This window comes from Mesorhizobium sp. C264A (assembly GCF_040324515.1).
Lineage (GTDB): Bacteria > Pseudomonadota > Alphaproteobacteria > Rhizobiales > Rhizobiaceae > Mesorhizobium.
The window spans coordinates 159,750-184,937 of record NZ_JAMYVY010000002.1; the positions used below are offsets into that span (position 1 = coordinate 159,750).

Below are 25,188 nucleotides of genomic sequence, written 5' to 3' on the forward strand. Positions count from 1 at the left end.
CATGAACGAAGCCAACGCAAACAGAGCCGTCATCGATCTCGGCCGTTCAATCGCACATGCGTGTATTCATAGCTGGATTGGGTAATCTCTATGTCAGATACAGCTCATAATTATGCGACTGGTGCAGAAGGATACCAAGAGCTCTTCGGAGTCGATGGCAAGGTGGTCTGCATTTCAGGCTCGAGCCGCGGTCTAGGGAAGTCGCTCGCCGCCTGCTTTGGACGATTGGGCGCGAAGATAGTCCTTTCCTCGCACAATGTTGAAGAGCTGACCGAAGCAGAGGCCGAACTTGCGGGCCAAGGAATCGACGTGACGGCTATCCGCGCTAATGTGCGGTCGCACGACGATTGCAAAGCTTTGATCGGTGGCACGGTCGACCGGTTCGGGCAGATCGATGTGATGGTCTGCAACGCAGGTATCGACATCATTAAGCCAGCGCAGTCATATGAAGAGCCGGAATGGGACGAGGTCGTCGATACCAATCTGCGGGGCTATTATTATTGTGCGAAGTTTGCCGCCCAGGCAATGCTGGAACAAGGCGGCGGCAGCATCATCATGACTTCTTCGATCGCCAGTTCCCTCGGCATACCGGGCTTGGCTGTCTATGCTGCGAGCAAGGGGGGCGTCAATCAATTGACGCGTACCATGGCGGTAGAATGGGCTGATAAGGGTATTCGTGTGAACGCCGTCGCACCTGGGTTCATCAACAACTTCATGGATGGAGTGCATCCTAATCTCGATACCCCTTATCAGCGCCGCGCAATGGAACTCACTCCGATGCGACGCCGCGGCGATCTGTCCGAGTATTTTGGGCCTTACATTTTCCTCGCGAGCCCAGCAGCATCGTTCGTAACAGGCGAGATTCTTTATGTCGATGGGGGCTATGCCGCGAGCTGATGCAGCATGCTTCGATGTTTGCCTTCCGCCCCAAGCGCGCAGTGATAGGACTGCTCATATTTTGGGGCGGCAACACGAGCGCTCTATGAGGGCGCGTGTTGCCGTCCCAGCGAGGAGGAGGTTCAGGATCCGGGGGCATCCGAGGGTTCCTGTCCTATGAAAGGAAAGTGAAAGAAAAAGCCGTTCGCAATTAGCATATCGGTCATCAGCAAGGAAACCGGATCGCGTCAGGTTGGCAAGCGAGGGGCTCGTTCTGACGCTTGCTCGATTTCCGCAGCGTACCCACGCCATTCCGAGCTCCGCCATAATATCCTCAACATCTCTTTTCCGCGGAGCCACACTGAACTTAGGGTTAACGAGTTAATTGCCGGCTCGGAAGGCTCTGCGGCCTCGGACAACATCGCCCAGTTGAGGCCAGCGGCCGACACTTACTGTCGGGTTTGTCGAATCTGAGACACGGTCATGTTCCGCGTGACTTGATTGCGCTGTCATATTTGAACATTCAAGCCATTGAACAACAGCCGTAAAACTCTTTCAAAGGATATTTCTCCGCAGTTGGCACGACTCTTGAAGCTCCTTGTCGTAGAGCGACGGGTTTTGGCGACAGTCTTATCGCGAGTGACAGTGTCTCCTTCAATTCATCCGCGCCTTGATGGAGAAATATGCGTTGCATGTCGTGTTCATGGATTATGGCTTCTGCCCCAGTACAGCACTGGACCGATTTATAGCGTGCAATATGAGGTATGCCTGTTTCAACTGTCGGATAGGCCGACGAAGGTTAGTTCAGAGCTACTGTCGCTTGTCGCCCGAAATGGCGACGAAAGGCGTGCTAATTCTACTCAGAATGACTATTACATTCTCGGCTTGGGAGTCATATAAATGTCTGGAAACCGCGACTTTGGGATAGATGTCATTCGCGCCCAACCGGGTACATATGGTTGCGGCATGGGTTTGGGGATCATGCTGTTCGATGAGATATACCCTGGCTTTCCAGGCTCTGTACGGAATGCAAGTGGGTATCCATTCCCCGTCCAATACGACGTAGTCGAAGGTGTCGACTTCGATCGGCTTGTAATTCAGTCGGATAAATCCCCTTGCCTAGAACCCATACTGCAGGCTGCGCGTCGACTCGAACGTATGGGGTGTCGAGCCGTCGCCGCTGAATGCGCTCACTTTGGGTATTTCCAAAAAGAGGTGGCGGCCGAAGTGTCGGTGCCTGTATTTATGTCGAGCCTTTTGCAGGTACCTCTCGCGCAGCGGCTGAGCGGAGGTACGAGACGCGTTGGGATTGTGTGCGCCTTCCCTGGGCGGCTGACCGAGCACCATCTCGTCAGCGCCGGAATCGATCCGGCGTCAAACCTTGCGTTCATGGGAGTATCCGAGGACTATTCGTGCCCGGAATTCGAGAATTTGTGGAGCGCAGACAAGTGGCCTTCGGTTCCCACGGCCAGTTTCGAACACGCCGAAGCCGAGTTCGTTAGTGCGTGTAAGGACTTCGTCTCCAAGAACCCCGACCTGTGCGCATTGATTTTCGTTTGCACAGGACTTCAGCCGTTCGCGCGCTGTGTGCAGCGCGAAGTCAGGTTGCCTATTTTCTCCTGGAGTACGCTGCTCGACTACGCCTTTTCAGTTGTCGTTCATCGCGAGCACTATGGCCACGTCTGAAACGACACGGCCCGCTCCTATTTCCGTCATGTCATTCAATTCTTCTCTCAGGAAAATCCCAGCATGCGCTACAACCAGCTTGGCAATACTGGCATGTTCGTCTCCGAACTCTGCCTCGGCACCCTGACCTTCGGCGCCGCCATCGAGGACGATGAATGGTGGCGCCGGATCGCCAGCTTCGACCAGAAAGGCGTCAACGAGATCGTCGGCCGTTCGGTCGCTGCCGGTGTCAATTTCTTCGACACCGCCGACGTCTACTCCTTAGGCGCCTCGGAACGGCTACTCGGCCAGTCGCTCAAGGACCTCGGCGTCAAGCGCTCGGATGTGATCATCGCCACCAAGGTGTATGGCGTGATGGGGGAAGGTCCGAACCAGCGCGGCTCCTCACGCGGCCACATCATGGATTCCATCGATGGCAGCCTCGAGCGGCTGCAGACCGATCACATCGACCTCTACCAACTGCACGGCACCGACACGGTGACGCCGATCGATGAGACGCTGCGCGCGCTCGATGACCTCGTCACAAGCGGCAAAGTGCGTTATGTCGGCGTCTCCAACTGGCAGGCTTGGTGCATCGCCAAGGCGCTGGGCATCGCTGAGCGCAAGGACTATGCCCGCTTTGAGACAGTCCAGTCCTACTACTCGATCGCCGGCCGCGATCTCGAGCGCGAGATCGTGCCGCTGCTCAACGAGGAGAAGCTCGGCCTCATGGTCTGGTCGCCGATGGCCGGCGGGCTGCTCTCGGGCAAATACGGCCCTGGCGCTCCAAGCAATGGCGAAGGTCGCCGTGCCTATTTCAACTTCCCCCCGGTCAATGAGGACCGCGCCTGGGCGGCGGTCGCCGCCATGCGCGAGATCGCCGCCAAGCATGGCGTCAGCGTCGCCACGGTGGCGCTGGGCTATGTGCTGGCCAAGCCTTTTGTCATGAGCGTCATCATCGGCGCCAGCCATATGGATCAGCTCGAACAGAACCTCGCCGCCAGCGGATTGAAGCTCGACCCGGGTGACCTCACCAAGCTCGATGAGGTCAGCGCGCTGCCTTCCGAATATCCCGGCTGGATGCTGGAGAGGCAAAGCGCGGGCCGCCGGCCCGCGCCTTTCGTGCTGAAGCCGTAATCGCTCTATTTTCTGGCGTAAGTTCGCCTAGTCCAAATAGGAGGTGGTATCATGCCAACCAAGATAGTTCAGGTTGGACTTGGTCAATGGGGTGCAGACTGGGCTGAGACCGTCGTACCTCATGTGCCCGAAGTCGAGGCGGTAGGTTGGGTCGACCCGAATCCTGAGGCGCTGGAGCGAGTGGAGCTGCGGCTGGGGGCTCGCCCGGACCGGTGCTTTCCAACTTTGGAGGCAGCACTCTCGAATATCGATGCCGACGCTGTCTTGGTTACGGCGGACGTCCGGGCCCATGCTTCTCTCGTTGAACTTGCTCTGGAGGCCGGGAAGCACGTATTGGTGGAGAAGCCGTTTGTGTCTACGACCGTCGAGGCGGAGCGCCTCGCTGATTTGGCGGACCGTTACCACCTAACACTTATGGTCAGCCAGAACTTCCGCTTCTTTCCTGCAGCCATCAGTGCTGCCCAGCTTGTCAGAGAGCAAGTACTCGGACCGGTAGGCGCAGTCCACATCGAATTCCGGCGGTTCCTGGACTGTACGCCGGCCGATGAACCTTTTTACGCCTTACGACAGCCCCTTCTTGAGGATCTTGGTATCCATCACTTTGACTTGATGCGTATGGTGCTCGGGCAGGAACCCCGGCAGGTATATTGTACCGCTTGGCAGCCGCAAGGGAGTTCGTTCAGAGAGCCCCCAGCAGCGGCTGCGACGATCATCTTCGATCGGGGCACCGTCGTCACCTATCGCGGCAATTGGCTTAGTGGTGGAGTGGAGACGCCGTATGGCGGCGAGTGGCATTTGGAATGCGCCGAGGGCGAGATCATCTGGACCTGCCGCGGTGACCGTGATGTCACATTGGATGGCGATCACGTCAGGATACGAAAGCGCGGCCACCCCGTAGTGCCGATCGGCCTTCCCGCGATGGCATCGTTCGGACGAAGAGAAAGCTTGGCGACCTTTGCCCGCGCCGTCGAGATCGGCACGGTCGTACCGTTCGCCAGCCTGGGGCGTGACAATATTGGCAGTCTCGCTCTCATGCAGGCCGCGATCACGTCGGCGACGACGGGGCGAGTGATATCGGTCGAAACGATCAATAGCACGCCCGAAATCGACCGCTCAGACTAAGGCTAAAGCGCACCCTGTGATCGATGAATCGTTGTGATGTGACGACGGCGTTCGCGGGTGGTTCAAATCCACTTTCATAAGGTGGATGATAGGAAAAGCACTTGGCGAAGATCTTTGGCCTGGGAGCTGAAGGCCTCGGACACTGGCATGTCGTCCGCGTGAGCGCGCCATCATCGCCGCACCGGCAACCTGCCGTGCTGCGGTTCGGCCAAGCTGGCACAGCTTGGGCGAGGACGCGCATTCTTGCATTCTTGCCCAATATGAAGGTGGCGTGGCAGATTGAAAAGGCCGACATTGTACCTTCAGGTTCTCCAGCTAACGATTTGACCGCCTTGGCCGGCCCAGTTTCTTGGCAGACTTGAGGCCGAAGCAACGCGACGCCTACCCAATATACAGGCCCGATCGCCGCGCTGGAGCGGCTCGTCGCAAAGGCGCACACAAAGCTTTGAACGGCAGCTGTTGCAACAAAACTCGAAACAAAAATTCGCAGATTCTTAACACTGCAAAATCGTTGACGATGCTAGCCTCCGGGCAAGGTCTGAGGTCAAGCGTGGCTACACAGATGCCGCCAATCCTTCAGACCGCCGTACGGCACGCACAGAAGGGGTTCACAGCCAATGGCAAGAGCGCTGATTCTACTTGGAGGCTCGATAATGGGCTCGGGTTTGCTCTACGTCCAGGCTGCTCAGCGTCTTGGCCTTCAGCCAATTACCCTTTCGGCTGATCCAACTCGGTATGACTATTTCGCGGCGAAAGGGGTTGAGACAATCCGTGTTGATACAGACGATCTGGATGCGCTGATCCGCGAATGTTCCCGGCTCCGAGCGACCTATGACATCGCTGGCATCACAGGTGCTGAGGATTTGTTCTATGCGACAGCTAGCAAGCTCTGTCGGCACTTCGATCTACCTGGACCGAACCCGGAAGCTATTGAACAATGCTGCGATAAGTACACTCAGCGTCAACTTCTCGCGGCCTCAGGGGTTCCGATACCTGCTTATCGCTTGGCGGCCAACGTAGCGGAGGTAAAGGTTTCTGCCGCGGAGATCGGACTGCCGGTGATAGTTAAGCCTGCGGTGGGCAGCGGCAGCGTCGGTGTCCGATTGTGCCGCGATGCCGATGAGGTAGTCGAACACACGAACTATCTGTTGGGCGGACAGTTCATGTGGCAGTCCGCGCCAAAGCTACTGGTCGAAGAGTTCGCGCAGGGACCCTATTATGTGGCCGACATTATGGGAGATCAGATTATTGGAATTGGCACCGGTGACTTCGGTGGTCCACCGCATTTCGTCTATCGTGGGGGCACCTACCCGGCACCGTTGACCGATGACGAGCATGAGCGTATCGCCGATGTTTCGCTGAGCTGTTTGCGCGCTCTCGGCCTTGGCTGGGGACCAACTGGCATTGAATTCCGGTGGACGAAGCGAGGCCCAGTTGTCATTGAAGTCAATCCGCGCCTTCATGGCAGCCCAACTCCCCAACTGGTTCAGCTGGCTTACGGTATTGATCTCATCACGGCACACATCAAGCTTGCCATCGGCGAGGAATGGAATTTGCGCAAAAGGCATTCGCAGACAGCGGCCGTGCGATACCTGGTTGCTGACCGCGATGGCACGCTCGATTGGATCGACGGAGAAAGACAAGCGGCTACTGTATCAGGTGTCGCCGAGGTCAGATTTTACGTTCAACCCAAGGCGCCGATCGTCAAAAAAGGCGATTTTCGAGACTGTTTGGGACATGTCGTCGCCGCTTCATCCAGTCCTTCTCTTGCCGAGGCGATACTTCAGCGTGCCGTCAACTTGATTCATTGGTCCATCACGCCATAGTCGAAAGTGACTGTAAAAGTATTTGGCTTCAGTTCACATGAGGATGCTGAAATCAGTAACGCGAGTGGCTCGTCACGAGCCGTAACACACGCGGCCCTTCGCCTTGGACAAGGCTCGTGACGGACAACGAAATTAGACGAGGACGTTGTGTATGAACGGCAAGAACATTGTGCAGGCGTTTCAGATTTCGGAGTATCGGGCTCGGCTCGATAAAGTGCGAGGGTTGATGTCGGATGCTGGGATGGTCGCGCTGGTCGTCACCTCAGAGGCTAATCAATGCTATCTCCTTGGGTACGAGTCCTTCTCTGGTGCCGAGCCGCAGGCTGTGCTCGTGACGTTGGATGACGATCCCTATTTCGTCCTCCGCAAAATGGACGCGGACTTTGTGACCGACGCCGGATGTTGGCTTCCGCATGACCGGGTTGTGGGATATTCCGAAAGCTTCGTCGGTGGCTCCGGCGGGGACAGTGCATGGGAACTGATCGGGCAGTTCGTCAACAACAAGGTCGGTGCGTCTGCACGTATCGGGGTCGAACGGTCTGCGCTCCGCGGGACGGACTACCACAAGCTTGTCGGCGCACTGGGGGTTCAGGAGCTCCTTGATGGTAGCGGCTTGGTATCAGCGTGCGGGCTGGTCAAATCCGAACGGGAGCTTTTGTACATGAGAGAGGCAGCCGCGATAGCAGACCGGGCGATGCTTGCTGGCATAGACAAGATCGCCGTCGGCACACGTCATTGCGATGCGGCGGCAGCGATCGTGTCGGCGCTCTGCACCGGGACCGAGAGCGTTCCCGGCGGGCCGCTGCCGTGGCTACCACACATCCGTGGTGGCCAGCTCGCCAACGCGCCACACCAGCCGTGGATGGACGATGTATTTGCAGCCGGGCAGCAGTATTTTCTGGAGTTTTCCGCTGGCCGACACCGACATTCGGCTCCGATTACGCGGGTCGTTCATATCGGCCCGGCCACGCCAAGCCGGAAGAACTTACATGAGGGTGCGCTGGCCGGTTTCCACGCCGCCGTCGACGCGATGCGCCCGGGCGCGACCTGCGGCGATGTCACCCGCATATACGACGCGGCTCTTCGGCCGTACGGCCTCACGAGGGCGTCGCGAATTGGCTACTCCATTGGTATTGACTCCATCGCCGGCCCGAGCTTGGCGCCCAGCAGCGACACTGAGATCGTGGCCAACATGACCTTCCACCTCCAGTCTGCTTTTTACGAGCGCGGCGAAAGATACATGTTGAGCGACACCGTCCTGGTTACTGAAAATAGCGCGGAGCTGATGAGCAACATCCCGCGCATCCTTTTCGAGCGTCCCGCATGAACTGTGTAGTCCCTTTCGGTCCTGATCTTCGCCGGCCCCCAGATCCTGCCCGGCGACGTCGCCCAGGCCATCCTCGGGCAATCGGCAACACCGGAGTCGCTCGCCAACCTGCGCGAGTAGCTCAGTCTCAACGATCCGGCCTATCTCAGGTATTTCCACTGGCTCGGCGGCACGCTGACTGGCGGCCTCGGCACGGCGATGTCGAGTGGCCAGGATATCGCGACCTCGATCAAGGGCAGGCTGTGGAACACGCTGTTCCTTGCCTTCTGGGCGGCGATCGTCGCCGTGCCGCTGGCGATCATCCTCGGCTTGATCGCGGTGCGCTACCGCAACGGGTGGGTCGACAAGCTGATCTCCGGACCGGCGCTGGCCTCGACCTCGGTTCCCGAATTCTTCATCGGCTATGTGCGCAGCCCTGCCTGGAGCATCGCCGCTGTCGGGAGCCATTTAACGATGAGAATCGGTTATGAGGCATTTCAACGAGTTGGCGCCAGGAGCGTCATTTGAGAATCGACAGTTAATTTGATAATCTGGTTGGCGAAGAGCATTTAACCTGAGAATCTGAGACTTCATGCTTTTGGTAAGGCTCATGCCAGATGTCTCTTGATGATCCTGCTTTCGAAAGCCTGGAAGATCAGGCGCGATGAAATGAGGGCCTCCGCCGTCTGACGGCCATCCAGCTGAAGCTGGAGCAAGGGAATGACAGGCTGCGCGCCGCGGACATGATCGGTTTGGCTCATGATCTTGGTTTGAGCAAGGCGACGCTCTACCGGCTGATCGCCCGCTATCGGAAAGATCGCACTGTCGAGCGCTTATGCCCAAGTCAAGCGGGCGACCGAGCGGGCTTCGGTTCCTCGACCGCCAAGTCGAGACGATCATCGCCCGATGCACCGCGAGATATACCTGACCCAGAACCGCCCGACCATTACGCGGCTGGTGGCCGAGGTGCATTCCCGATGCGCGCAGGCCAAGGTCCCGCTTCCCGATCGTCGGACCGTAGTGGCGCGTGTACGGGCTATCCCGGAACGGTTACGCGCGGTACGGCGGGGCGACGGCAATGCGCTGAAAGCCGTGACCGCGACACCCGGCGAGCTTGTCGCGAGGCGGCCGCTCGAGATCGTCCAGATCGACCACACGCAGGTCGATGTTACCGTCGTCGATGAGGAGCACAGACAGCCCCTGCCCGGCCGGCCCTGGCTGACGCTGCGGTCGATATCTTCTCGCGGATGGTGAAGGGTCGCACGCGACCTCTAAGGCGAACAATGCCGAACAGATTTCACATAACGACATAAACATTTATTTATATGGTGTTTGACAAAGGCGCGGGCTACCGCGATCGTCTGAATGTCGTGGTTCTCCGTACGGCACTCCCGCAGCGGAGCTAAGGGGGAAGCCGGTGCGACGCCGGCGCTGCCCCCGCAACTGTTAGCGGCGAGCCAACCCACTCATGGCACTGAGGCAAACAGCCTTGGGAAGCCGGGCTGAGGCTATGACCCGCGAGCCAGGAGACCTGCCACGATGAACAACGTCCACGGGCGGGGTGTCTCGGTGGCCGCAGGTGCCGGCATTTGTCGGCCTACCAGCGCCTGCAGTTCCTGATAGGTCAACTGCCAGTATTGCTTGAGAAGCGCGCAACGTAAGACCGCTTCGGCAGGTAGGCCTTGCCGTCCAGGGGCCGTGACGCTGCATCCAACCAAGTCTCGAGCCACCAATCCAAGCAGATCGTGCTGTTCGTCCAGCCACTGCGACATCGCCTTCAGTTCGTGGCCGATGTCGTGTGTGGCGAAAAGATCGAATATATTGCCTTGGACGGTGCGTTCTTGGCGCATTGTCGGCTCCGGCGGTGGCAGAAACACTTTGGAATCAGTGGCTTGATCTCGAAGTGTATCTGAAACCGCCGGGCCTTGCCTGCCTAAAATCAGGATTCATTCAATAATATCAGCAGCTTGCCGTTTATGGACGCGCACTAGTCTAGGACTCCTTGGCCCCGCTCTCGATCGCGGCCGACCAATACGAGTGACACCTTTGTCGCGGCGAAGGACTCTACGACGGCGTCCCCTATCCCCGACGTGCGCCAGTAATGATAACCACCTTATTGGAATGCGTCATGGTATGGTTCTCCAGCCGAAGTGACGTTGACCGTCTGATGGGCGCAGCCGCGTCGAGCGAGCGCAAAAGGTGTGGGTTATTTAAAGCATCGGCGGAGGGATACTTTCTCCTCCACTAAGCGGTCTTTTTTGTCCCCTCGACGCCGTGAGCGATGCCTCCTTGAGGAGATAATAGGCATCGTTGATAACGAATCCGTCGAGACCCGCGGCCCGGGCATAGGTCAGCAAATCGCTTGCGCGATTGATGAAGCCGGTGCCATTGAAGTTCAGCGATGTGTTGCAAAGTACACCGGCCCCGCTTTTCGCCTTGAACGAGGTAAGCAGTTGAAACAGGTGCGGGTTCTGCTCCCGCGAAACTGTCTGGGCCCGCGCTGTGCCGTCAACATGTGTGACAGCCTCCAACCGGCTATCGAGAACCTTCTGGAAAAGAAGCATGTAGGGCGACGGGCGTGCTAAGTCGAAGTGGACCCCGACGTCCTCTTCCAGGCAAACCGGCGCGATCGGGCGGAAACCCTCCCGCTTCTTGATCCGGTTTAACCGCTCATGGGTTGCCTTGGAGAAAGGCGCCGCGAGAATTGACCGATTGCCGAGCGCCCGTGGCCCGATTTCGCAATTTCCCTGTACCCAGCCGATCACCTTGTCGCTGAGCAACGCCGAGGCCACTTGGTGGTAGTCGAGTGGATGGACCTCGAGCCCGGTGCGGTCAATTTCGTCAAGCGTGAAAGGCTGGCCTGAATAGACGTTCCATTTGATCTTCGCGTTGCCGGTGAAATGCCGCATCGCGTCGACTGCGGTCCCGATCGCCGAGCCTGTATCGTTAGCGCATGGCGGAATGAAAACATCGGAAAAAAGATTCGTTTCGAGCCATCTGCGGTTCCACTCGCAATTTAACCCGCACCCACCGGAAATCAGCAGCGGGTAGCCCTTTGTCAGGTTCTTCTTTGCAAAAGTGTGGAACGAATCGAAGATGGCATCTGAAACGCGCTTGGCGAGGTTGGTGAACTTCTGATGGGTTACGCCAATGTTGTAGTAGGGCGAACCCCGAAGATCCTCCTTGGGCAGGGGGTACACATCGCTCGGAAGCAGGAAATCGATCAGCGCCTGCTCGTCCCTGTCGGGCAATCCGGTCTGCCCATAGGCGCAAAGCGCCATTACCTTGCCCGCGTCTTGTATACGTGGTGGTGCTTTGGGCAAGGTGAATTTCGGATCGGCGAGCGCATAAAGGAAAGCATATTTGTCACCAGGATTCGCCATCACTTTTCCCCGATGCACCACCTGCAGGTGCTCGTCGATTTCATAGAAATCGCCGCACCATCCTTCCCAGATCAGAGCGTAACAGGGCATCCCGGCGGGGAAAGGCGACATGCCGTAGGAGCCCCAGAGATGGGAGCGCTCGTGCGTCGAGGAATAGAAGTGCGCCTTACGGCCGAAAATGGTCCTCTCGCCGACAATCTCTGACCCTGCGGCTATCCCGTAGTAGCCTGCCGCGTCGGAGACGTTGCGGGCGAATCCTGTCTTCGACCACCCACCGACAGCAATGACATCCGGAATGGCGCCCAGCTTGCCAGCGGCGTCCAGGACCGTCGTCGCGGTAATGGTCGAATATCTGGGAAAGCTATCCTTCTCAGCCTCGTATGAATATATTAATTCGGATGATGATGCATCCAGTGCTACAATCGTGCCATCGTGGTGCGGTTTGAACGACATTATGATCATTTTTCTATTACTCCATTTGTACAATATTTCTTTCCAGAACATTCCTTAATAGTACTCACGCCTAGAACATTCTCTATATCAGGTACGGGCTTTTTCGTATCTGGATGCCGATCAACTGTGACGCGTCAAGAGTTTTTCTGACGCATGGTCATTTGTGCGTCTTCCAAAATAATCTGACGTTAGTTAATATCGCACATGCCACTGATGGTAAATACATGTGTATATAATCTTTTATTAAGCTTTTGCAACGCCATTGTGTCATATTAGTGCTTCGCCTCTATTTACCAACGCCCCCTTGACTCTCGCCTAGTTGCCCTTTTGCAGTGGTACTCGCGCCGATGAGGCTGCAAAAAAAGGGACGGTCGGCAATCTCCAACTGCGTAGGGTTACAAAGTCCGGATCTGTCGATTGTCGCCAACGAGGGCAACGTCGTTGCCCCCCTCGTGACTGATCGGGGACAAGATCGATGCAGTCTTTCTGGGGCAGACGAACGAGGTGGCATGAAAGAGGCCGCACTCACTGGAAGAGCGGATCGCTACGCTTTTCGAGTTTCGATGGGACAAACCGGTCGAGCCGGAGGTCCGAATAGCCCGCCCGCTAGTCACCTGGAACCAAAGTAAGGTTCATTTTGTTCGGCTTCTGTCACAAGAGCAGGAGTTTGATCGATGGTTGGGAGGCAGGCGGACGTCGTCGTTCTGAGCGACGCGGATAGAAGTTTTCTGGAATCTCAGGTGCGCCGGCATAAAGCGCCACGCTCCTTGTCGGATCGATGCCGGATGATCCTTTTGTGCGCGCAGGGCTTGCAAAGCAAGGACGTTGCCGAACGCCTGGGTGTTCACGAGCACACGGTTGGCAAGTGGCGCCGCCGGTTCGTACAGGATGGTATTGAAGGGCTGACAGATGAATATCGTGCGGGTCGACCGCGAACTGTCTCCGATACCCAGGTTGCCCAGGTCGTCGAGCGTACGTTGAACACCACTCCTAAGGATGCCACGCACTGGTCCATCCGTTCGATGGCAGCCGACAGCGGCCTTTCGCATACCACCATCCGTCGGATCTGGACCGCGTTTGGCCTGCAGCCGCATCGTGCCGAGACATTCAAGCTTTCCTCTGATCCGCTCTTTGTCGACAAGGTGCAGGACATCGTCGGTCTTTACATGTCGCCCCCGGACCGGGCGGTCGTGCTTTGCGTGGATGAGAAGTCGCAAATCCAGGCCTTGGATCGCGAGCAGCCTGTGCTGCCCATGGCGCCGGGCGTCACCGAACGGCGCACCCATACCTATGTCCGCAACGGTACGACATCGCTGTTTGCCGCGCTAGATGTTGCCACCGGGGCGGTGATCGGTCAGTGCTACAAGCGTCACCGGGCCACCGAATTCCTCGATTTCCTGAAGCGGATCGACGCCGAAATGCCCGATGGGCCGGACGTGCATCTGGTGATGGACAACTATGCGACCCACAAGACGCCGAGGATTAAGGCCTGGCTCGCGCGCCGCCCACACTGGCATGTTCACTTCACGCCAACGTCGGCATCCTGGATCAATCAGGTCGAGCGGTAGTTCGCCGAGCTGACGCGAAAGCAGTTGCAGCGCGGCGTACACCGTTCCACCGCAGAACTGGAGGCCGACATCGACGCATTCATCGAAACCCACAACGAAAACCCACCCCATACAAGTGGGTCAAATCCGCCGACCAGATCCTCGCATCGGTCAAGCGTTTCTGCCAGAAGACAATGAACCGAACTTCAGATTCAGGTGACTAGCACTACTTTGGCAGTTTAGGTTTGACGGCGTCTGCGAGCAGCTTCTCACAGTGAGGACATCTGCGGGGCGGCGGCCGCGTGAAGAGGTCGAGAATTGCTTGTCTAACAGCTGGCATGCTCGGTTGTGGCGGTGGTCCGCCGACTCTTTTTTTTCCGTCCCGCTGCTTTGAGGCGGCGGGCTTGGAGAAAGGCGTAGGCGATCATGGTCATCAAGGCGTGTCGATGTAATCCAGTCCATGATCGGCCTTCGAAGTGGTCGAGGCCGAGTTCCTCCTTCAATTGCTGATGTGCCTGCTCACAGACCCACCTCGCCTTGATCGTGGCGGCGAGCATCTTGAGGCTCGCATCGGCCGGTAAGTTCGACACATAGTATTTTTGCTCGCCAGTCGACCGGCGTTCGCCGACGAGCCAGACCTCGTCGCCTGGCATGCATTGCATGCGATTGTCGAGCATCCGGTGCTTATGACCATCCGCAACGCGGACACGGCGAGCCGCAAACAAACATGTCAGCCGACCTTTAGTGCCGCGCCGCCAGCTTATCTTGTGCCATCTCTCACCAGACAGCATCACCTCGGCAGAGACCGGCGGCTGGTCCGGGATGTGATATTGGCGGCGCCTGCCTGTGGTCGCGACCGGGAAGATCAGATCAACATCGGCCGGATAGACGTTTTGGCGTCGCGATAGTCCTACAGCCCACAGCAGACTGCGCTCACTCAAAGCCTGACGAAAAGAGCTGCTCGACCCGTAGCCCGCGTCGGCAAGCACGCAGCCGAAACGCGCGCCGGAGGCGATGACACGATCGATCTCTTCGATGGCGATCTCCGGCTTTGTCAGAGCGACCTGTCGATCCTTCGGGACGCGCGCCCGCATCATCCGCTCGGGATCATTCGTCCAGGTGTCGGGCAGGAAGAGCCGAAGGCCCACCATCACCGGCACTTCGCGTGAGGCCAGGGTCACCGACACCAGCGACTGGCAGTTGGATGTCTTGCCAAGCGACGAAGCGTATTGAGGCGCGACACCAACCGAATGTTGTCCCTTCTTCGGTAACGCTGTGTCGTCAATGACGAGAAAACCCGCCTCATCGCCGACCAGGCGATCTGCCTCCTTCAGCAGGGCGGCCTCGAGCGGAGCGCTGTCCCAAACCCCTGCCGCGACAAAATGATGAAGCTGATCGTAGCCGACATCGCCCGCTCGCGCGGCCATCGGTTGTACGCTCTTACGGTCGCCCGGCCCGATCAGACCGGCAATGTACAGCGGACACATCCGGCGCCGAGCTGGATGCGAAAGACCTGCCAAAAACGGTTGAAGCCAGTGCTCGAGATCGGCTTGCCAGTCCAAGTCCATTGATCGGCCCTCCATACGCCGACCTCCCATGAATCACGCAAACTCTCTCTTGGGAATTCCAAAAACTCGCCCGCCGCTAAAAACCTGCCAAAGTAGTGCTTCTGTAATGGGCCCTCGTTCGTCAAGTCCCCTCTGAACGATATCTCATCGCCAGGATCATGCTTCTGTCCGTGGTCAGCGCGAAGGCCGCCACACTATGCCATCAGATCCAGAGCTGACAGGTCAATCTAGGAAGCGTGGTTTGCCGAAGCATTCACAGCACTACACACGACCTTGCCAAGCCCTCGTCCCAGCGACGGGACCTCTGTAGAAGCGATGCCGTTTCGGATCGCTCCGAACCTGCTCTACCTCCTATACAGTCGTAGCGGCCTTGCTCCAGCGAAACTCGGTCGCATCCACCCACATGCGATGGAGCACGACGCCCAACTTGCGGGCAAGGGCTACCTTGGCGCGCTTCATGCCCCGGCGTTTGGCCACGTCGAGCGCCCAGTGTTTAAGGCTCGAGAAGCGGGTCGCACGCGTCAGCATGATGTGCGCCGCTTCAAAGAGCGCGGTTCGCACCATGGCGTCGCCGACCTTGCTGACACCGCCGTCCCGATCGGTCTCACCTGATTGATATTTTTTGGGCGTAAGCCCGAAGTAGGCTCCGACCGTGATGGATTTTCCAAACCGCGTCGGGTCATCCACCGCCGAGCGATAGGTGAGCGCAACCAGGGCGCCGACGCCGGGCGTGCTCATCAATCTGTGGCAGACCTTATCAGCACGCGCGATCTTCAGCATCTCGCGATGGAGTTTGGTGAAGGCGCTCCACAAGGCCGCCCGCGCCGCCAGCATCGCGCCAATCACCGTCTCCAGGGTGACGTGGCCTGCTGTCAGTTCCCGGATACGCGCCTCAAACCTTCCACGGCTCACTTCGCCGACCTTCAGCCCGTAGCCGCGCAGGATCCCGCGGATGCTCAGCTCGACGTCGAGAAGCTTGCCTTGCAGAAGCTTGCGTCCAACAAGAAGGGCTCGGCTATCCTTGCAAGTCATCGATTTGGCATGAACCGGGCGGTACCATCCCATCCGCAGCAGCTGGGCGATCCCGCGTGCATCTTTCCGGTCGGTCTTCACCGTCATCGCCGAAAGCGCCGCCTTCACGTGCCGCGTCTCCAGCAAAACCACATCGCGGCCGGCGCCAACAAGCCCGGCATGCAGCCACTGCGATAACGGTCCGGCCTCAAGCCCAATGCGGCTGACACAAAATGCCAGTTCGTCGAAATAGCGGACCAGCGCCTCTGGCTCGCTGGCGATCTTGACCTCGCGCACGATCGTTCCGGTCGCGTCCACAACGCATATGCTGCTCTCTTCCAGAGAGACATCAATTCCCGCATAATATTCCATGGCTGTTCCTCTCGTGATGCGTGGAGCCGATCACTCGGACTCCGTTTCAACACCATCATTCTGAGGGACAGCCACCCAACCTGGCTATGCTCGCGAAGGCCGGCCCATTACGGCATCTAGGGGTTGTGAGCATAATGCTCGATGTTCTGATTGGGATCCGATCCGTTGTTCTGCCCCAGCGCAAGACCGCGTGAGCTCCGACAATCAGCAGGCGTCGTATTTACTGGTCGCCCATCTTTGAGATTTTGCCGCGGCACTAGGCCGAGCCATGCCGCGAATTGTCGCCCGGACGAAAATGCTGAAGGGCTGGTCACTGTCGCAGCCAAGACGAGTGCAGTGATCGGGCCGATGCCTGGAATAGTCTCCAACCTACGACTGCTTTCGTTCTGCCTGTGCCAGGCGTGAATGGCTTGTTCGAGGTTCGAGAGTGCCAATCCTTCCCCGGATATCGTGTGCAGTTGGTTGACAATCACTTCCATGCAATGCCGCATGAGAGGTTCTATGCGTTCTCTCGTATTTCTTTGACGAAGCGCAATGAGCTCTTGGACTTTCGGAAGGCCCAGCGCGCTATAATGCCGACTTCCGCCAGATGTCCGCGCAATGCGTTCACGATCATCGTGCGCTGGCGAACAAGAAGATCGCGCGTGCGATGAAGCGTCTTCCTGTTCCCGCGAGTTGGTCCGCAGCGGACGGTCCGCTCTTAACCCCGGGGCGTGAGGTGCACGCCAGCGATCGTGCATCGCACGGAACCGCCGGCTCGCTCGACGGTAGGAATTGCTACCGGAAGCAGCCGCGCGCTCACGCTAATCATGTCAATCTGATCCTTGGTCAATGCCAACAGTGCGGTCGTGGACAGGGCCAAGATACGCCCGTTCCCGCCAAGGAGCTCAATCGCATTGCCTGCAAACTTCTCAATCTGTTCGTTGGTGAGCCCGATTACCCGGCGTCCGGTGCGTTCGAGCCGATGGACGATTTCGTGCCGTCTCCCCGAGTCGGTAATCATGTCGAGCCCGATCATGGCGAAATCGGTCGCGACGCACATCAGCACGTTCGTATGATAGATGTCGAACCCCCTGGGGTCCTTCGCCGAAAACAGTATCGGCTCAAAACTGAAGTGGGCACAGAACCTTTCAAGTGCGATTGGGTCGGTGCGCTCGGATCTCACCGCATAGGCGACCCGATCTATGTGATCGAGCACCATCGAGCCGGTACCTTCCAAGAAGAGGCCGTCCGGCTCAAGGCCAGAATAGTCGATCACCTCTTGCACTCTATATCGGCTCTTCAGCATGTCGATGATATCGCTCCGGCGCTCACGCCGGCGGCTTAAGGCCTTCATCGGATAGATCGCCACGTAACCGCCAGCGTGGGTTGAAAACCAGTTGTTCGGAAACACTGAATCCGGAGCGTCGCTATCCTCGCTCTCGAACAGATGCACCGTTATACCCTGCTGTTGGAGCAACGCAGCGGCGCGGGTGACCTCCGCATAGGCGAGCGGCGACAGATCACCAGTATCATCATTCAATATTTGGAAACGATTGTCGGCCGCAGTCTCGGTATTGACCGTAAAACGATGCGGCCGGACCATGACCACCGCGGAAGGTGCCTGAGCGGAGAATTCTGAACGTGCTACCACGGGAAAGACTCCGATCGGGTCAGTGAGCGCGTTGGAGCATGCCGCAGGGGCCGCTCATGTAGGTCATCGATCATATGGAGGCTCTGGCAACATCATTTCCGGAAAGCCGCTCTCGTACTAGCGTAGCGCCGAAAAGTCCTCGGTTTCGAAGCCGACGCAGTCGAACAGGGGAGTACTCAGATTGGATCGCGCACCAGGGGGCAAGTCATGCAGTGTGCGCCGCCACGCCCACGGCTGAGTTCCGCACCGTCGACAGTAATGACTTCCACACCGGCACGCCTCAACATCGTGTTCGTGTATACGTTGCGTTCGTAGGCAATCACGACGCCCGGCTCGACGGCGATCACATTATTGGCGGAATCCCATTGCTCTCGCTCGGCCGCGGAGTTATCGCCACCGGTCGCGACAGTGCGGAGAGCCCTCAATCCCAGCGCGTCGGCCACCACCGATAAGAACGGTCGAGTCTCCTTGGTGACGTCGAGCACACCCCCAGCGTGGCTCGGTCGCAGCGAAAACGTTTGCAGCACCTCAACAGCCCGCAGGCAAATGGTCACGAGGTCGCGGTCGCAGAAGGTGAAGATCGTGTCAAGATGCATATAGCTGCGATTCCGCGGCATCGGTGCTGCGATGACGCGGGTGACTTCGCCCGTCGTGAACAAGCGGCGCGCCAGAGCCTCGACTGCCTGTGGTGTGGTTCGTTCGCCCATCCCAATCAGCACAACACCGCCGCCGATCGGCATCACATCTCCGCCCTCGAGACTGGAAATGGGGTCAGTCCCATCGGGCAACAGGTAAGTGAAGCTGGCCTCGCGAAACCGCGGATGGAAGCGGTAGACGGCCTCGACATTCGCAGCTTCCGGCTGCCTTGCGGGCCAATACATAGCGTTGACCGAGACACCACCATAGATCCAACAGGAACTGTCACGTATGAAAAGCTGGTTCGGCAATGGCGGCAGGACGAAATCTTCCGGCCCCAGCGTTTGCCCCGTCAGGCTGCGCGGTTCGAACGGCAGTTCCGAAGCCAAAATCCCGCTGACCAGATAGGTGGCGAGTTGATCGGGGGAAATTTCACCGAGCCAGCCCCGCAATTCATCGACCATGTCTTGCCCGACAGCGGAAGCATTGACGCGACGGTCGAGGAGCCAACGGCGCGCTCCCGGCAACGCCATCGTTGTAGAAAGAAGTTCGTCCAACGAGTGAACCAACACGCCACGGTCGCGCAGAGCCTCCACGAACATGTCGTGCTCCTGTTCGGCGCGCTCCACCCAAAGCACGTCGTCGAAGAGAAGGCTCTTGCAGTTCCGCGGTGTGAGACGGTGGAGGCTAAGGCCTGGCCGGTGCACCAGTACTTCTCGCAGCCGGGCGACCTCGGAATGCACACCTAAGCTCATCATGGAAGTTGCATTGCCCTCAGAGCGGCCGAGGGCAATGCCATCGCGCCAAGAGGGCGGTCATGGAGGGATCGGCCGGAACGAAGGCGCTCCCCCCGCTCGTCCCCCACCCAAAAGCTGGGAGAAGAACCTCGTGATAGCGAGGCCCTCAAGCAAATCATCGGTACAGACATCGCATGGCCCTGCTCCTACGCAAACGTCACCGGTTAGAGAGCAAAAGCCATACCGAGCCAAAAAATGGTTTAATTTCAAAATTTTGCCTGTTCCCGGCCGCTTCTGCCTGCTGTTAGGGGCAAAATTTTGTCGGGCTTCTGACATAGAGAAGGCTAACTTTTAATGAGCGTCGCACATCAGTACCCACCCGGTGAAGACCGGTGAAGTCCGGTGAAGCGCTCTTCGACAGGCCGCAGGATTATGCGCCCCGATTCGCTACCAAGCCCAGCGGCGGCATCGACCCCCGGCCGTGGTACCAGGGGACGCGGCCATCAATCTCAACATCAAAAAATGGAAATCGCTACTCGACCTCGACAATCCCAACCACGGCCTGCTGCTGCCGATCCTGATCTACTGCGTCGACAAAAAGGGGAGGCCCGTCCTCGGCAAGCCCAGGCCGGGGCCCGAGACCGCGCACTTCATCGAGCACGAGGCGTACAAAACATCGCCCTCGTCCCGCTATGGCAACCCGGAGTGACGGCTGACCTGTCATACCATAGACGCATCACACGACGATATTGGCGGTGTCTTGGCGCTGCCGCTCTCGCCCACTCTCGGCGAGAGCAACAGCATGCCGATCCTTCGAAACATCCAATCCTACAAAAACTTCGCTATATTCTTCCATGGTTCGTCCTCCTGGCATGAGGATAGGCTCGACGAGCAACCCTCGTTTCAACACTGCCCAGTGTAGGGCGAACCACCTCACAGCCGGCAACCAGCAAGGACATAAGGTCTTACTATATTCGATCGCCCGGGACCGCTTCTTCGCCGCGCGGCAGTGATCGTGCCATGGGATGGCGCTGCCCAGTGCATCCGCGTGCTGCAACAGCCGCACCATCACCCGCACAGCGTCCCATAACAGGCTGCTGTCGCTCGGCTCGTGGACGAGTGCGGCGGTGACGGTGCTGTCCACGCGCACGACCTTGCCGCCGCTTTCCAGCTTCTCTCGCCTGGCGCTTGCCAGCAGTACCTTGTTGATTTCTTCCCAGGTCGGCGCCCGGATCGCGCTGATCGTCTTGTGCAGGACTGATTTCTTTGGGCTCCACCTGTCGTGTTGCCTCACCAAGAATGTTACCCGCTCGCCAGACGTGTGGAATCTGAAGCGAGGGATGGCGCTAGGCTGCTGACCGCCGATGAGCCGCTGCACGGCTTGTTGTCGCCACGCCCTTACTCGCTTCTGCAACGTGTGAAGCTGGCGCAAGCTGTATCGTCCGGGATAACGGACCTGGAACTCGACGAGAAGTTCAAGTGCGGTCTGATCCGGACGCTCTTCAAGGCACCGTGCCATCTCTTCCCAATGGTCCTTAAAGATATCGGGACGTCGACCGCGCGGTTTGTCGTTGAGCCGGCGATACGTCTTCGGCCCAACGACAACACCGCGCGCGCGAGCCGCTTGGCGCCACAGATTGATCCGTCGGACGAGCGTTTTATATTGCTTGCGGGTAAATCGACCTGGAAACTGGACGCACAGCTCTTCGAAGAGCTGCGTGGCGTTGATGTTGGGGAATTCCTCCAATCGGCGGGAAACGATCGGCCACACCATGCGGAGCGCCTGGACGCGGGCTTGGCCAGGCTCGGCGTAGACCGGCTTCGGCTTCTCCTGCATCTTCGCGGCTGTCGCGGCAGGAGTGGGTGGGGTCACCGGTTTGAGCGCCGGCGAGGGACTCGCAATAAGGGTTTGTGTCGAGACCTTTTGTAGACTTCGCAGGTAACGCGGTTTGGCTTCGATGGAGAACGTCGGACGGATCTCGCCCGCGTGCCAGGCGCTCGATTGGCTTGCTACGAACGCGGCCAGGTTGGGCGGCTCCGATGTCGCCGGTGGCGGTGTTTCGCCGTCAGCCAGCGCCGCCAGATAAGCCTGGACAGCTCGCATTTCCTCCAGAAGCTCAGCGGATCGAGGTCGCCGGCGATCTCGCGCAGCTTGCTCTTGGCGGCCATCGGGATAGCCTCCTCCTGCAGGAGACGCTCGCAGGGCGTCTGCGGTGGATGATAGCGCTTGGTCACCTTCGCTCCGTCGCGCTGCTTGGCAGCCAGCTTGAACGAGGGCTGGAAGAAGTTCACGAACAACCGGGATGCCCCGTAGAGGCGCGTGATCGCTCTGGCCGCCGCCAAGCCCTCAAAGCGCCGATAGCCCAAGAGCTTCCGTACAACAGCGCCATTTTTCTGCTCTATCCACGCTTGGTCGTTCTTGCGGTAAGGCCGCCCGCGGGTGAGTTCGATGCCGTGACCAAGGCAATATTCGATCAGCCTGTCGTTGACGAACTCGCTGCCATTATCCACATCCAGCGCTCTCAGGGCAAAGGGCAAGCCCATGCGGATCCGGTCGAGTGTCTCGACACGACCACGAGGGTACCTTCTCGCACCACGATGGGCGCGGCCTCCGTCCATCCGCTCGCGATGTCGGTCAGAACCAGGCTGTGAACGTAGCTGCCGCGGTTGACCTCCCCGCAATGAGCGACCAGGTCCATTTCCATGCTGCCGGGCAGCGGATCATTCCAGTCAGCAAAGGTGCGCATTTTGATGCGCCGCCGTGGCTCCGGCACAACCCTTGGCGGTTTTTTCGTTCGCATGGTGCGCCTTGGCATCTGGAGCAAGCGGTCGATCGTCGCGGCGCTCATCGACAGGATCTTGTGGTGTATCTCCCCCTCGAGCTTCAAATGCCCATTGCGTTCCAGCGCCGGCAATAGAATGGGCAGCAGAGCCTTGAGCCGCTTACCGCAAACGCGATCGGAAGCTTCCCACAACACAATCAAGGCGCCCCGAGCGGCCTCATCATAGAGCGACGGGCGTTGACGGGTTCGGCGGTGCTTCGGCTCAGGGTGGCTGTTCAGGACACGGATTGCGGACTTTTCATGATACCCCGTCGCGGCGATGAACTCCTCCAAGATCCTGCGCTTGTCCTTGGTCGTCGCGGCCGCATAGCGATCCCTGACCGCATTGGCCAGTTCCATGCGCATGGCATGTGTCATCTTCGTCTTCATGATGCCTCCCTGGTGGTGAAGGCATCATGGCGGCATGCGCCTTCACGGGTAACATTTTAGGTGAGGCAACGAATCCGCGCGGTAACATTTTCCTTGAGGCAATGCGACACCACCCCCATGGCAGTCGGGCAAAAGCCCGGAACGAGGCGGAATCCTCCAAGTGAAAGGCCAGTTCCTGATAGCTTAGTTGGCGATGCTGCTTGAGCAGCGCGTAGCGCAGCACAGCCTCCGCCGGCAGGCCCTCGCGGCCGGTCTCCTTGAGACCGTGCCGGCGCAGGTCCCGCGTCACCAGGCTCAAAAGCTCACGATGCTCGCCCAGCCATTGCGACATGGCTTTCAATTGTAAGCGCTCATTTCCCCGCACGTCGACGCCGCCTTTCAACGACGGTCGCTTTCAGATGGACGCGTCCGGGCGGATCAGGCTGCGGCGGTTTTGGCGAAGTTGAAGGGCAGCAGGTCGTCGATATCAGTATCGACAGCGCGTTGAGGCAACTCGGTGAGGACGTGGCGCAGCCACGCTAACGGCTCGACGCCACAGGCGCGGCAGGTCAACATCAGGCTGTAGATGACGGCGCTGGCCCTGGCTCCGTCGACGGTATCGCTGAACAGCCAACTTTTCCGGCCAGTGGTGGTCGGGCGGACATTCTGCCCATATCGAGCAAGAGCTCGTAGTCCATTATCGCTGGCACGCGCTTTATGGGCGTCGTGTGCGGCGGTTTTACGATGAGACGCGGCGGGGTATGGAGACGATCGTCGCTGAAGTGGAGCCTGGGATGGCGCTTTGCTTGCCGGCTTGGATCTTCGATCCGATAATTTGTGCGGTAATGCAGATGGGGGAGCCCTACGTAAACATTGAGGGCCTTACAGATCTATGTCTATTACTTGAGGGACACAGACTCAGGCGAAGTTTCTCAGACGACAGCAACGTCGTCCAGGAGGACCGTCATGAGGAAGCCATTCGACCTGATCTTAACGTCCCGCCCGCCGCGCCAGCTCTGCATTCTACTGGACCCGCCCGAGTTGAAGGGGATCAAGGCCACCGAACGAAGCGCGGTCACCATAAGGTTGGCGCGGATTCTAATGGAAGCCGCCGGCGCGATAACGGCGGAGAACGGCAATGACTGACGTAGATAGTTCGCCCTGAAAAACTCGTGGACCCGTTGCGTTGCAGGGATTCCCATCGGGTTTGAAGTATTGGAGAATGCCGGAAACCACCTTTGATCCCGTCGTTTTCCGGTGTTTTTGCAATGCTGCCAGTCCGTCCGTCGTCCGGTAAGAATGATTTGTTCCGCGAGCGCCTCGATGCCATCATCAATCCGCGCCATCCGCTGGTCCGGTTGTCGGCATTGATGCCGTGGTCGCGCTTTGACGAAGCGTTTGGCGGGTTTTATCGCCCGGTCGGCAGGCCGGCCAAGCCGACCCGGCTGATGGTCGGTCAGCATTACCTCAAGCACGTCCACGATCTGTCCGACGAAGAAGTGGTGGAGCGTTGGGTGGAAAATCCTTATTGGCAATTTTTCTGCGGCTTCGAGTTCTTCCAGCACGAGCCGCCGATCGATGCCAGCACTATGACGCGCTGGCGCAAGCGGATCGGGCCCGAGGGGCTGGAGGAAATGCTGAAGGCAAGCGTCGATGTCGCACTCGAGACGGGGACTGCGAAGCCCGGTTCGCTGGAGCGGATCACCGTCGATACGACGGTGCAGCCGAAGGCGATCGCCCATCCGACCGACAGCCGGCTCTACCTCAAGGCAATCCAGGTCCTGGTGCGTCAGGCCAAGCGGTACGGCATCGTGCTCAGGCAGAGCCACATGCGGCTGGCCAAGGCAGCGGCGGTGCGGGCGGGCCGCTATGCGCATGCCCGGCAGTTCCGCCGGATGCGTCGCGAACTCAAGCGCCTTCGCACCTATCTCGGCCGGGTGTTCCGCGACGTCGGCCGCAAGATCGCCGGCAATGCCGAACTCGAGGCCAGATTTGCCCGGTTGCTCGGGCTCGTCGAGCGGCTCTTGGCGCAGAAGCCGAAGGACAGGAACAAGGTCTACTCCCTGCACGCGCCCGAGGTGGTCTGCATTGCGAAGGGCAAAGCCCGCAACCCCTACGAATTCGGCTGCAAGGTCGGGATCGCGGCAACCAACCGCGAGTGCTGGCGGCCAAGGCGTTCGAGGGCAATCCGTATGATGGCCACACGCTTGCAGCAACGGTCGATCAGGCGGCGTCGATCCGGACCGCATCTACGTCGACAAGGGCTATCGCGGCCACGACTATGCCGGCTCGGGATCGGTGATGATCGCCGGCCGCAAGCGTGGCCTGACGGCCACCATGTGTCGGGAACTGAAACGACGATCGGCCATCGAGGCCACCATCGGTCACATGAAGACCGACGGCCGACTGGACCGCAACTTCCTCCTCGGCCATGCTGGCGATGCGATCAATGCGCTGCTCGTCGCCGAAGGCCAAAATCTGCGCCTGATCCTCACGGTTCTCGCTCTTTGGCTTGCCTGGTGCCTGCAAGCACTCCAGCCGAAAACGGCGAAATCGGATGCTTCCACCCGTCTTCACGGGTTCGGGATATCAACGCCTTAGCCGTTATTCAGGGCCGACTAGATATTTTGCCTCCTTCGATATTGAAGCGCAAGGCCGTGGTTTATGTTCGCCAATCGACTCAAACCCAGGTCCAACACAACCTTGAGAGCCAGCGGCGGCAGTA

17 protein-coding genes, 9 pseudogenes and 1 riboswitch are annotated in these 25,188 nt (G+C 58.8%); of the genes and pseudogenes, 12 read left to right on the top strand and 14 right to left on the bottom strand.

The window, feature by feature from the left end; genetic code table 11:
- The first annotated feature begins 90 nt into the window (after positions 1 to 90).
- From NKL04_RS19885 to NKL04_RS19920, 8 genes and pseudogenes are all read left to right on the top strand, one after another.
- Positions 91 to 897, top strand: coding sequence for an SDR family NAD(P)-dependent oxidoreductase (locus NKL04_RS19885; protein ID WP_023703231.1), 807 nt, complete (start codon positions 91 to 93; stop codon positions 895 to 897).
- Between the two features lie 879 nt (positions 898 to 1,776).
- On the top strand, positions 1,777 to 2,562 hold the full coding sequence (locus NKL04_RS19890; RefSeq protein WP_023703230.1) for an aspartate/glutamate racemase family protein: 786 nt from the start codon (positions 1,777 to 1,779) through the stop codon (positions 2,560 to 2,562).
- Positions 2,563 to 2,625: 63 nt separating this feature from the next.
- Entirely contained in the window at positions 2,626 to 3,678 is a 1,053-nt protein-coding gene (locus NKL04_RS19895; RefSeq protein WP_023703229.1) for an aldo/keto reductase, read from the top strand.
- Between the two features lie 51 nt (positions 3,679 to 3,729).
- Positions 3,730 to 4,800 carry a Gfo/Idh/MocA family protein gene (locus tag NKL04_RS19900; protein WP_031209991.1) on the top strand — a complete coding sequence of 357 codons (1,071 nt, stop codon included), beginning with the start codon at positions 3,730 to 3,732 and terminating at the stop codon, positions 4,798 to 4,800.
- Between the two features lie 101 nt (positions 4,801 to 4,901).
- Complete coding sequence (locus NKL04_RS19905; RefSeq protein WP_156951531.1) at positions 4,902 to 5,162, top strand: hypothetical protein; 261 nt, start codon at positions 4,902 to 4,904, stop codon at positions 5,160 to 5,162.
- A 255-nt stretch (positions 5,163 to 5,417) separates the two neighbouring features.
- Positions 5,418 to 6,626, top strand: a complete 1,209-nt coding sequence (locus tag NKL04_RS19910; protein ID WP_023703227.1) for an ATP-grasp domain-containing protein — start codon at positions 5,418 to 5,420, stop codon at positions 6,624 to 6,626.
- A 151-nt stretch (positions 6,627 to 6,777) separates the two neighbouring features.
- A complete protein-coding gene (locus NKL04_RS19915; RefSeq protein ID WP_023703226.1) occupies positions 6,778 to 7,953 on the top strand; it encodes a M24 family metallopeptidase in 1,176 nt (391 codons plus the stop codon).
- Between the two features lie 21 nt (positions 7,954 to 7,974).
- Positions 7,975 to 8,361 (top strand): annotated as a pseudogene (locus tag NKL04_RS19920) (ABC transporter permease family protein); the annotation flags it as partial.
- Positions 8,362 to 8,982: 621 nt separating this feature from the next.
- Here NKL04_RS19920 and NKL04_RS19925 read toward each other — a convergent pair.
- The 3 genes and pseudogenes from NKL04_RS19925 to NKL04_RS19935 all read right to left on the bottom strand — a co-directional run bounded on the left by NKL04_RS19925 (position 8,983) and on the right by NKL04_RS19935 (position 11,777).
- Entirely contained in the window at positions 8,983 to 9,123 is a 141-nt protein-coding gene (locus tag NKL04_RS19925) for a hypothetical protein (protein ID WP_245271493.1), read from the bottom strand.
- Positions 9,124 to 9,286: 163 nt separating this feature from the next.
- A riboswitch (cobalamin riboswitch) is annotated at positions 9,287 to 9,485 on the top strand.
- A 57-nt stretch (positions 9,486 to 9,542) separates the two neighbouring features.
- Positions 9,543 to 9,782, bottom strand: a pseudogene (locus NKL04_RS19930) (ISNCY family transposase); the annotation flags it as partial.
- A gap of 360 nt (positions 9,783 to 10,142) precedes the next feature.
- Positions 10,143 to 11,777 carry a carbamoyltransferase C-terminal domain-containing protein gene (locus tag NKL04_RS19935; protein WP_023703221.1) on the bottom strand — a complete coding sequence of 545 codons (1,635 nt, stop codon included), beginning with the start codon at positions 11,775 to 11,777 and terminating at the stop codon, positions 10,143 to 10,145.
- Between the two features lie 665 nt (positions 11,778 to 12,442).
- On the opposite strand from NKL04_RS19935, the pseudogene NKL04_RS19940 reads away from it, so the two are divergent.
- Positions 12,443 to 13,539, top strand: a pseudogene (locus tag NKL04_RS19940) (IS630 family transposase).
- A 102-nt stretch (positions 13,540 to 13,641) separates the two neighbouring features.
- On the opposite strand, the pseudogene NKL04_RS19945 reads toward NKL04_RS19940, so the two are convergent.
- The 5 genes and pseudogenes from NKL04_RS19945 to NKL04_RS19965 all read right to left on the bottom strand — a co-directional run bounded on the left by NKL04_RS19945 (position 13,642) and on the right by NKL04_RS19965 (position 19,293).
- A pseudogene (locus tag NKL04_RS19945) lies at positions 13,642 to 14,920 on the bottom strand (IS701 family transposase).
- A gap of 314 nt (positions 14,921 to 15,234) precedes the next feature.
- Complete coding sequence (locus NKL04_RS19950; RefSeq protein ID WP_031210015.1) at positions 15,235 to 16,266, bottom strand: IS110 family RNA-guided transposase; 1,032 nt, start codon at positions 16,264 to 16,266, stop codon at positions 15,235 to 15,237.
- Positions 16,267 to 16,382: 116 nt separating this feature from the next.
- Complete coding sequence (locus tag NKL04_RS19955) at positions 16,383 to 17,006, bottom strand: transposase (RefSeq protein ID WP_084568650.1); 624 nt, start codon at positions 17,004 to 17,006, stop codon at positions 16,383 to 16,385.
- Positions 16,967 to 17,851, bottom strand: coding sequence for a citrulline utilization hydrolase CtlX (ctlX, locus tag NKL04_RS19960; RefSeq protein ID WP_023703274.1), 885 nt, complete (start codon positions 17,849 to 17,851; stop codon positions 16,967 to 16,969). Before ctlX ends, NKL04_RS19955 begins: the two co-directional genes overlap by 40 nt.
- A 224-nt stretch (positions 17,852 to 18,075) precedes the next feature.
- Positions 18,076 to 19,293 carry an arginine deiminase gene (locus tag NKL04_RS19965; protein ID WP_023703275.1) on the bottom strand — a complete coding sequence of 406 codons (1,218 nt, stop codon included), beginning with the start codon at positions 19,291 to 19,293 and terminating at the stop codon, positions 18,076 to 18,078.
- A 460-nt stretch (positions 19,294 to 19,753) separates the two neighbouring features.
- Between NKL04_RS19965 and NKL04_RS19970 the strand changes: the two genes are divergently transcribed.
- The gene (locus NKL04_RS19970) at positions 19,754 to 19,981 is read left to right on the top strand and encodes a hypothetical protein (protein ID WP_023703276.1); all 228 of its coding nucleotides are present in this window, start codon (positions 19,754 to 19,756) and stop codon (positions 19,979 to 19,981) included.
- Between the two features lie 255 nt (positions 19,982 to 20,236).
- Here NKL04_RS19970 and NKL04_RS19975 read toward each other — a convergent pair.
- From NKL04_RS19975 to NKL04_RS19995, 6 genes and pseudogenes are all read right to left on the bottom strand, one after another.
- Positions 20,237 to 20,548 (bottom strand): annotated as a pseudogene (locus NKL04_RS19975) (ISNCY family transposase); the annotation flags it as partial.
- 138 nt (positions 20,549 to 20,686) lie between these two features.
- Positions 20,687 to 21,376: pseudogene (locus NKL04_RS32135) on the bottom strand (DDE-type integrase/transposase/recombinase); the annotation flags it as partial.
- Positions 21,283 to 21,816 (bottom strand): ISNCY family transposase, encoded by a 534-nt coding sequence (locus NKL04_RS19980; protein ID WP_023703278.1) that lies wholly within the window; start codon positions 21,814 to 21,816, stop codon positions 21,283 to 21,285. The pseudogene NKL04_RS32135 and the gene NKL04_RS19980, both read right to left, overlap by 94 nt.
- Complete coding sequence (locus NKL04_RS19985) at positions 21,795 to 22,484, bottom strand: hypothetical protein (protein WP_023703279.1); 690 nt, start codon at positions 22,482 to 22,484, stop codon at positions 21,795 to 21,797. Before NKL04_RS19985 ends, NKL04_RS19980 begins: the two co-directional genes overlap by 22 nt.
- 109 nt (positions 22,485 to 22,593) lie before the next feature.
- Positions 22,594 to 22,827: pseudogene (locus NKL04_RS19990) on the bottom strand (transposase); the annotation flags it as partial.
- A gap of 74 nt (positions 22,828 to 22,901) precedes the next feature.
- Positions 22,902 to 23,117 (bottom strand): annotated as a pseudogene (locus tag NKL04_RS19995) (transposase domain-containing protein); the annotation flags it as partial.
- A gap of 312 nt (positions 23,118 to 23,429) precedes the next feature.
- Between NKL04_RS19995 and NKL04_RS20000 the strand changes: the two are divergent.
- Together NKL04_RS20000 and NKL04_RS20005 are read left to right on the top strand one after the other, a co-directional pair.
- Positions 23,430 to 23,609: a hypothetical protein gene (locus NKL04_RS20000; RefSeq protein ID WP_156951534.1), complete on the top strand. Its 180-nt coding sequence runs from the start codon at positions 23,430 to 23,432 to the stop codon at positions 23,607 to 23,609.
- A gap of 122 nt (positions 23,610 to 23,731) precedes the next feature.
- Positions 23,732 to 25,064 (top strand): annotated as a pseudogene (locus NKL04_RS20005) (IS5 family transposase).
- Positions 25,065 to 25,188 lie beyond the last annotated feature (124 nt).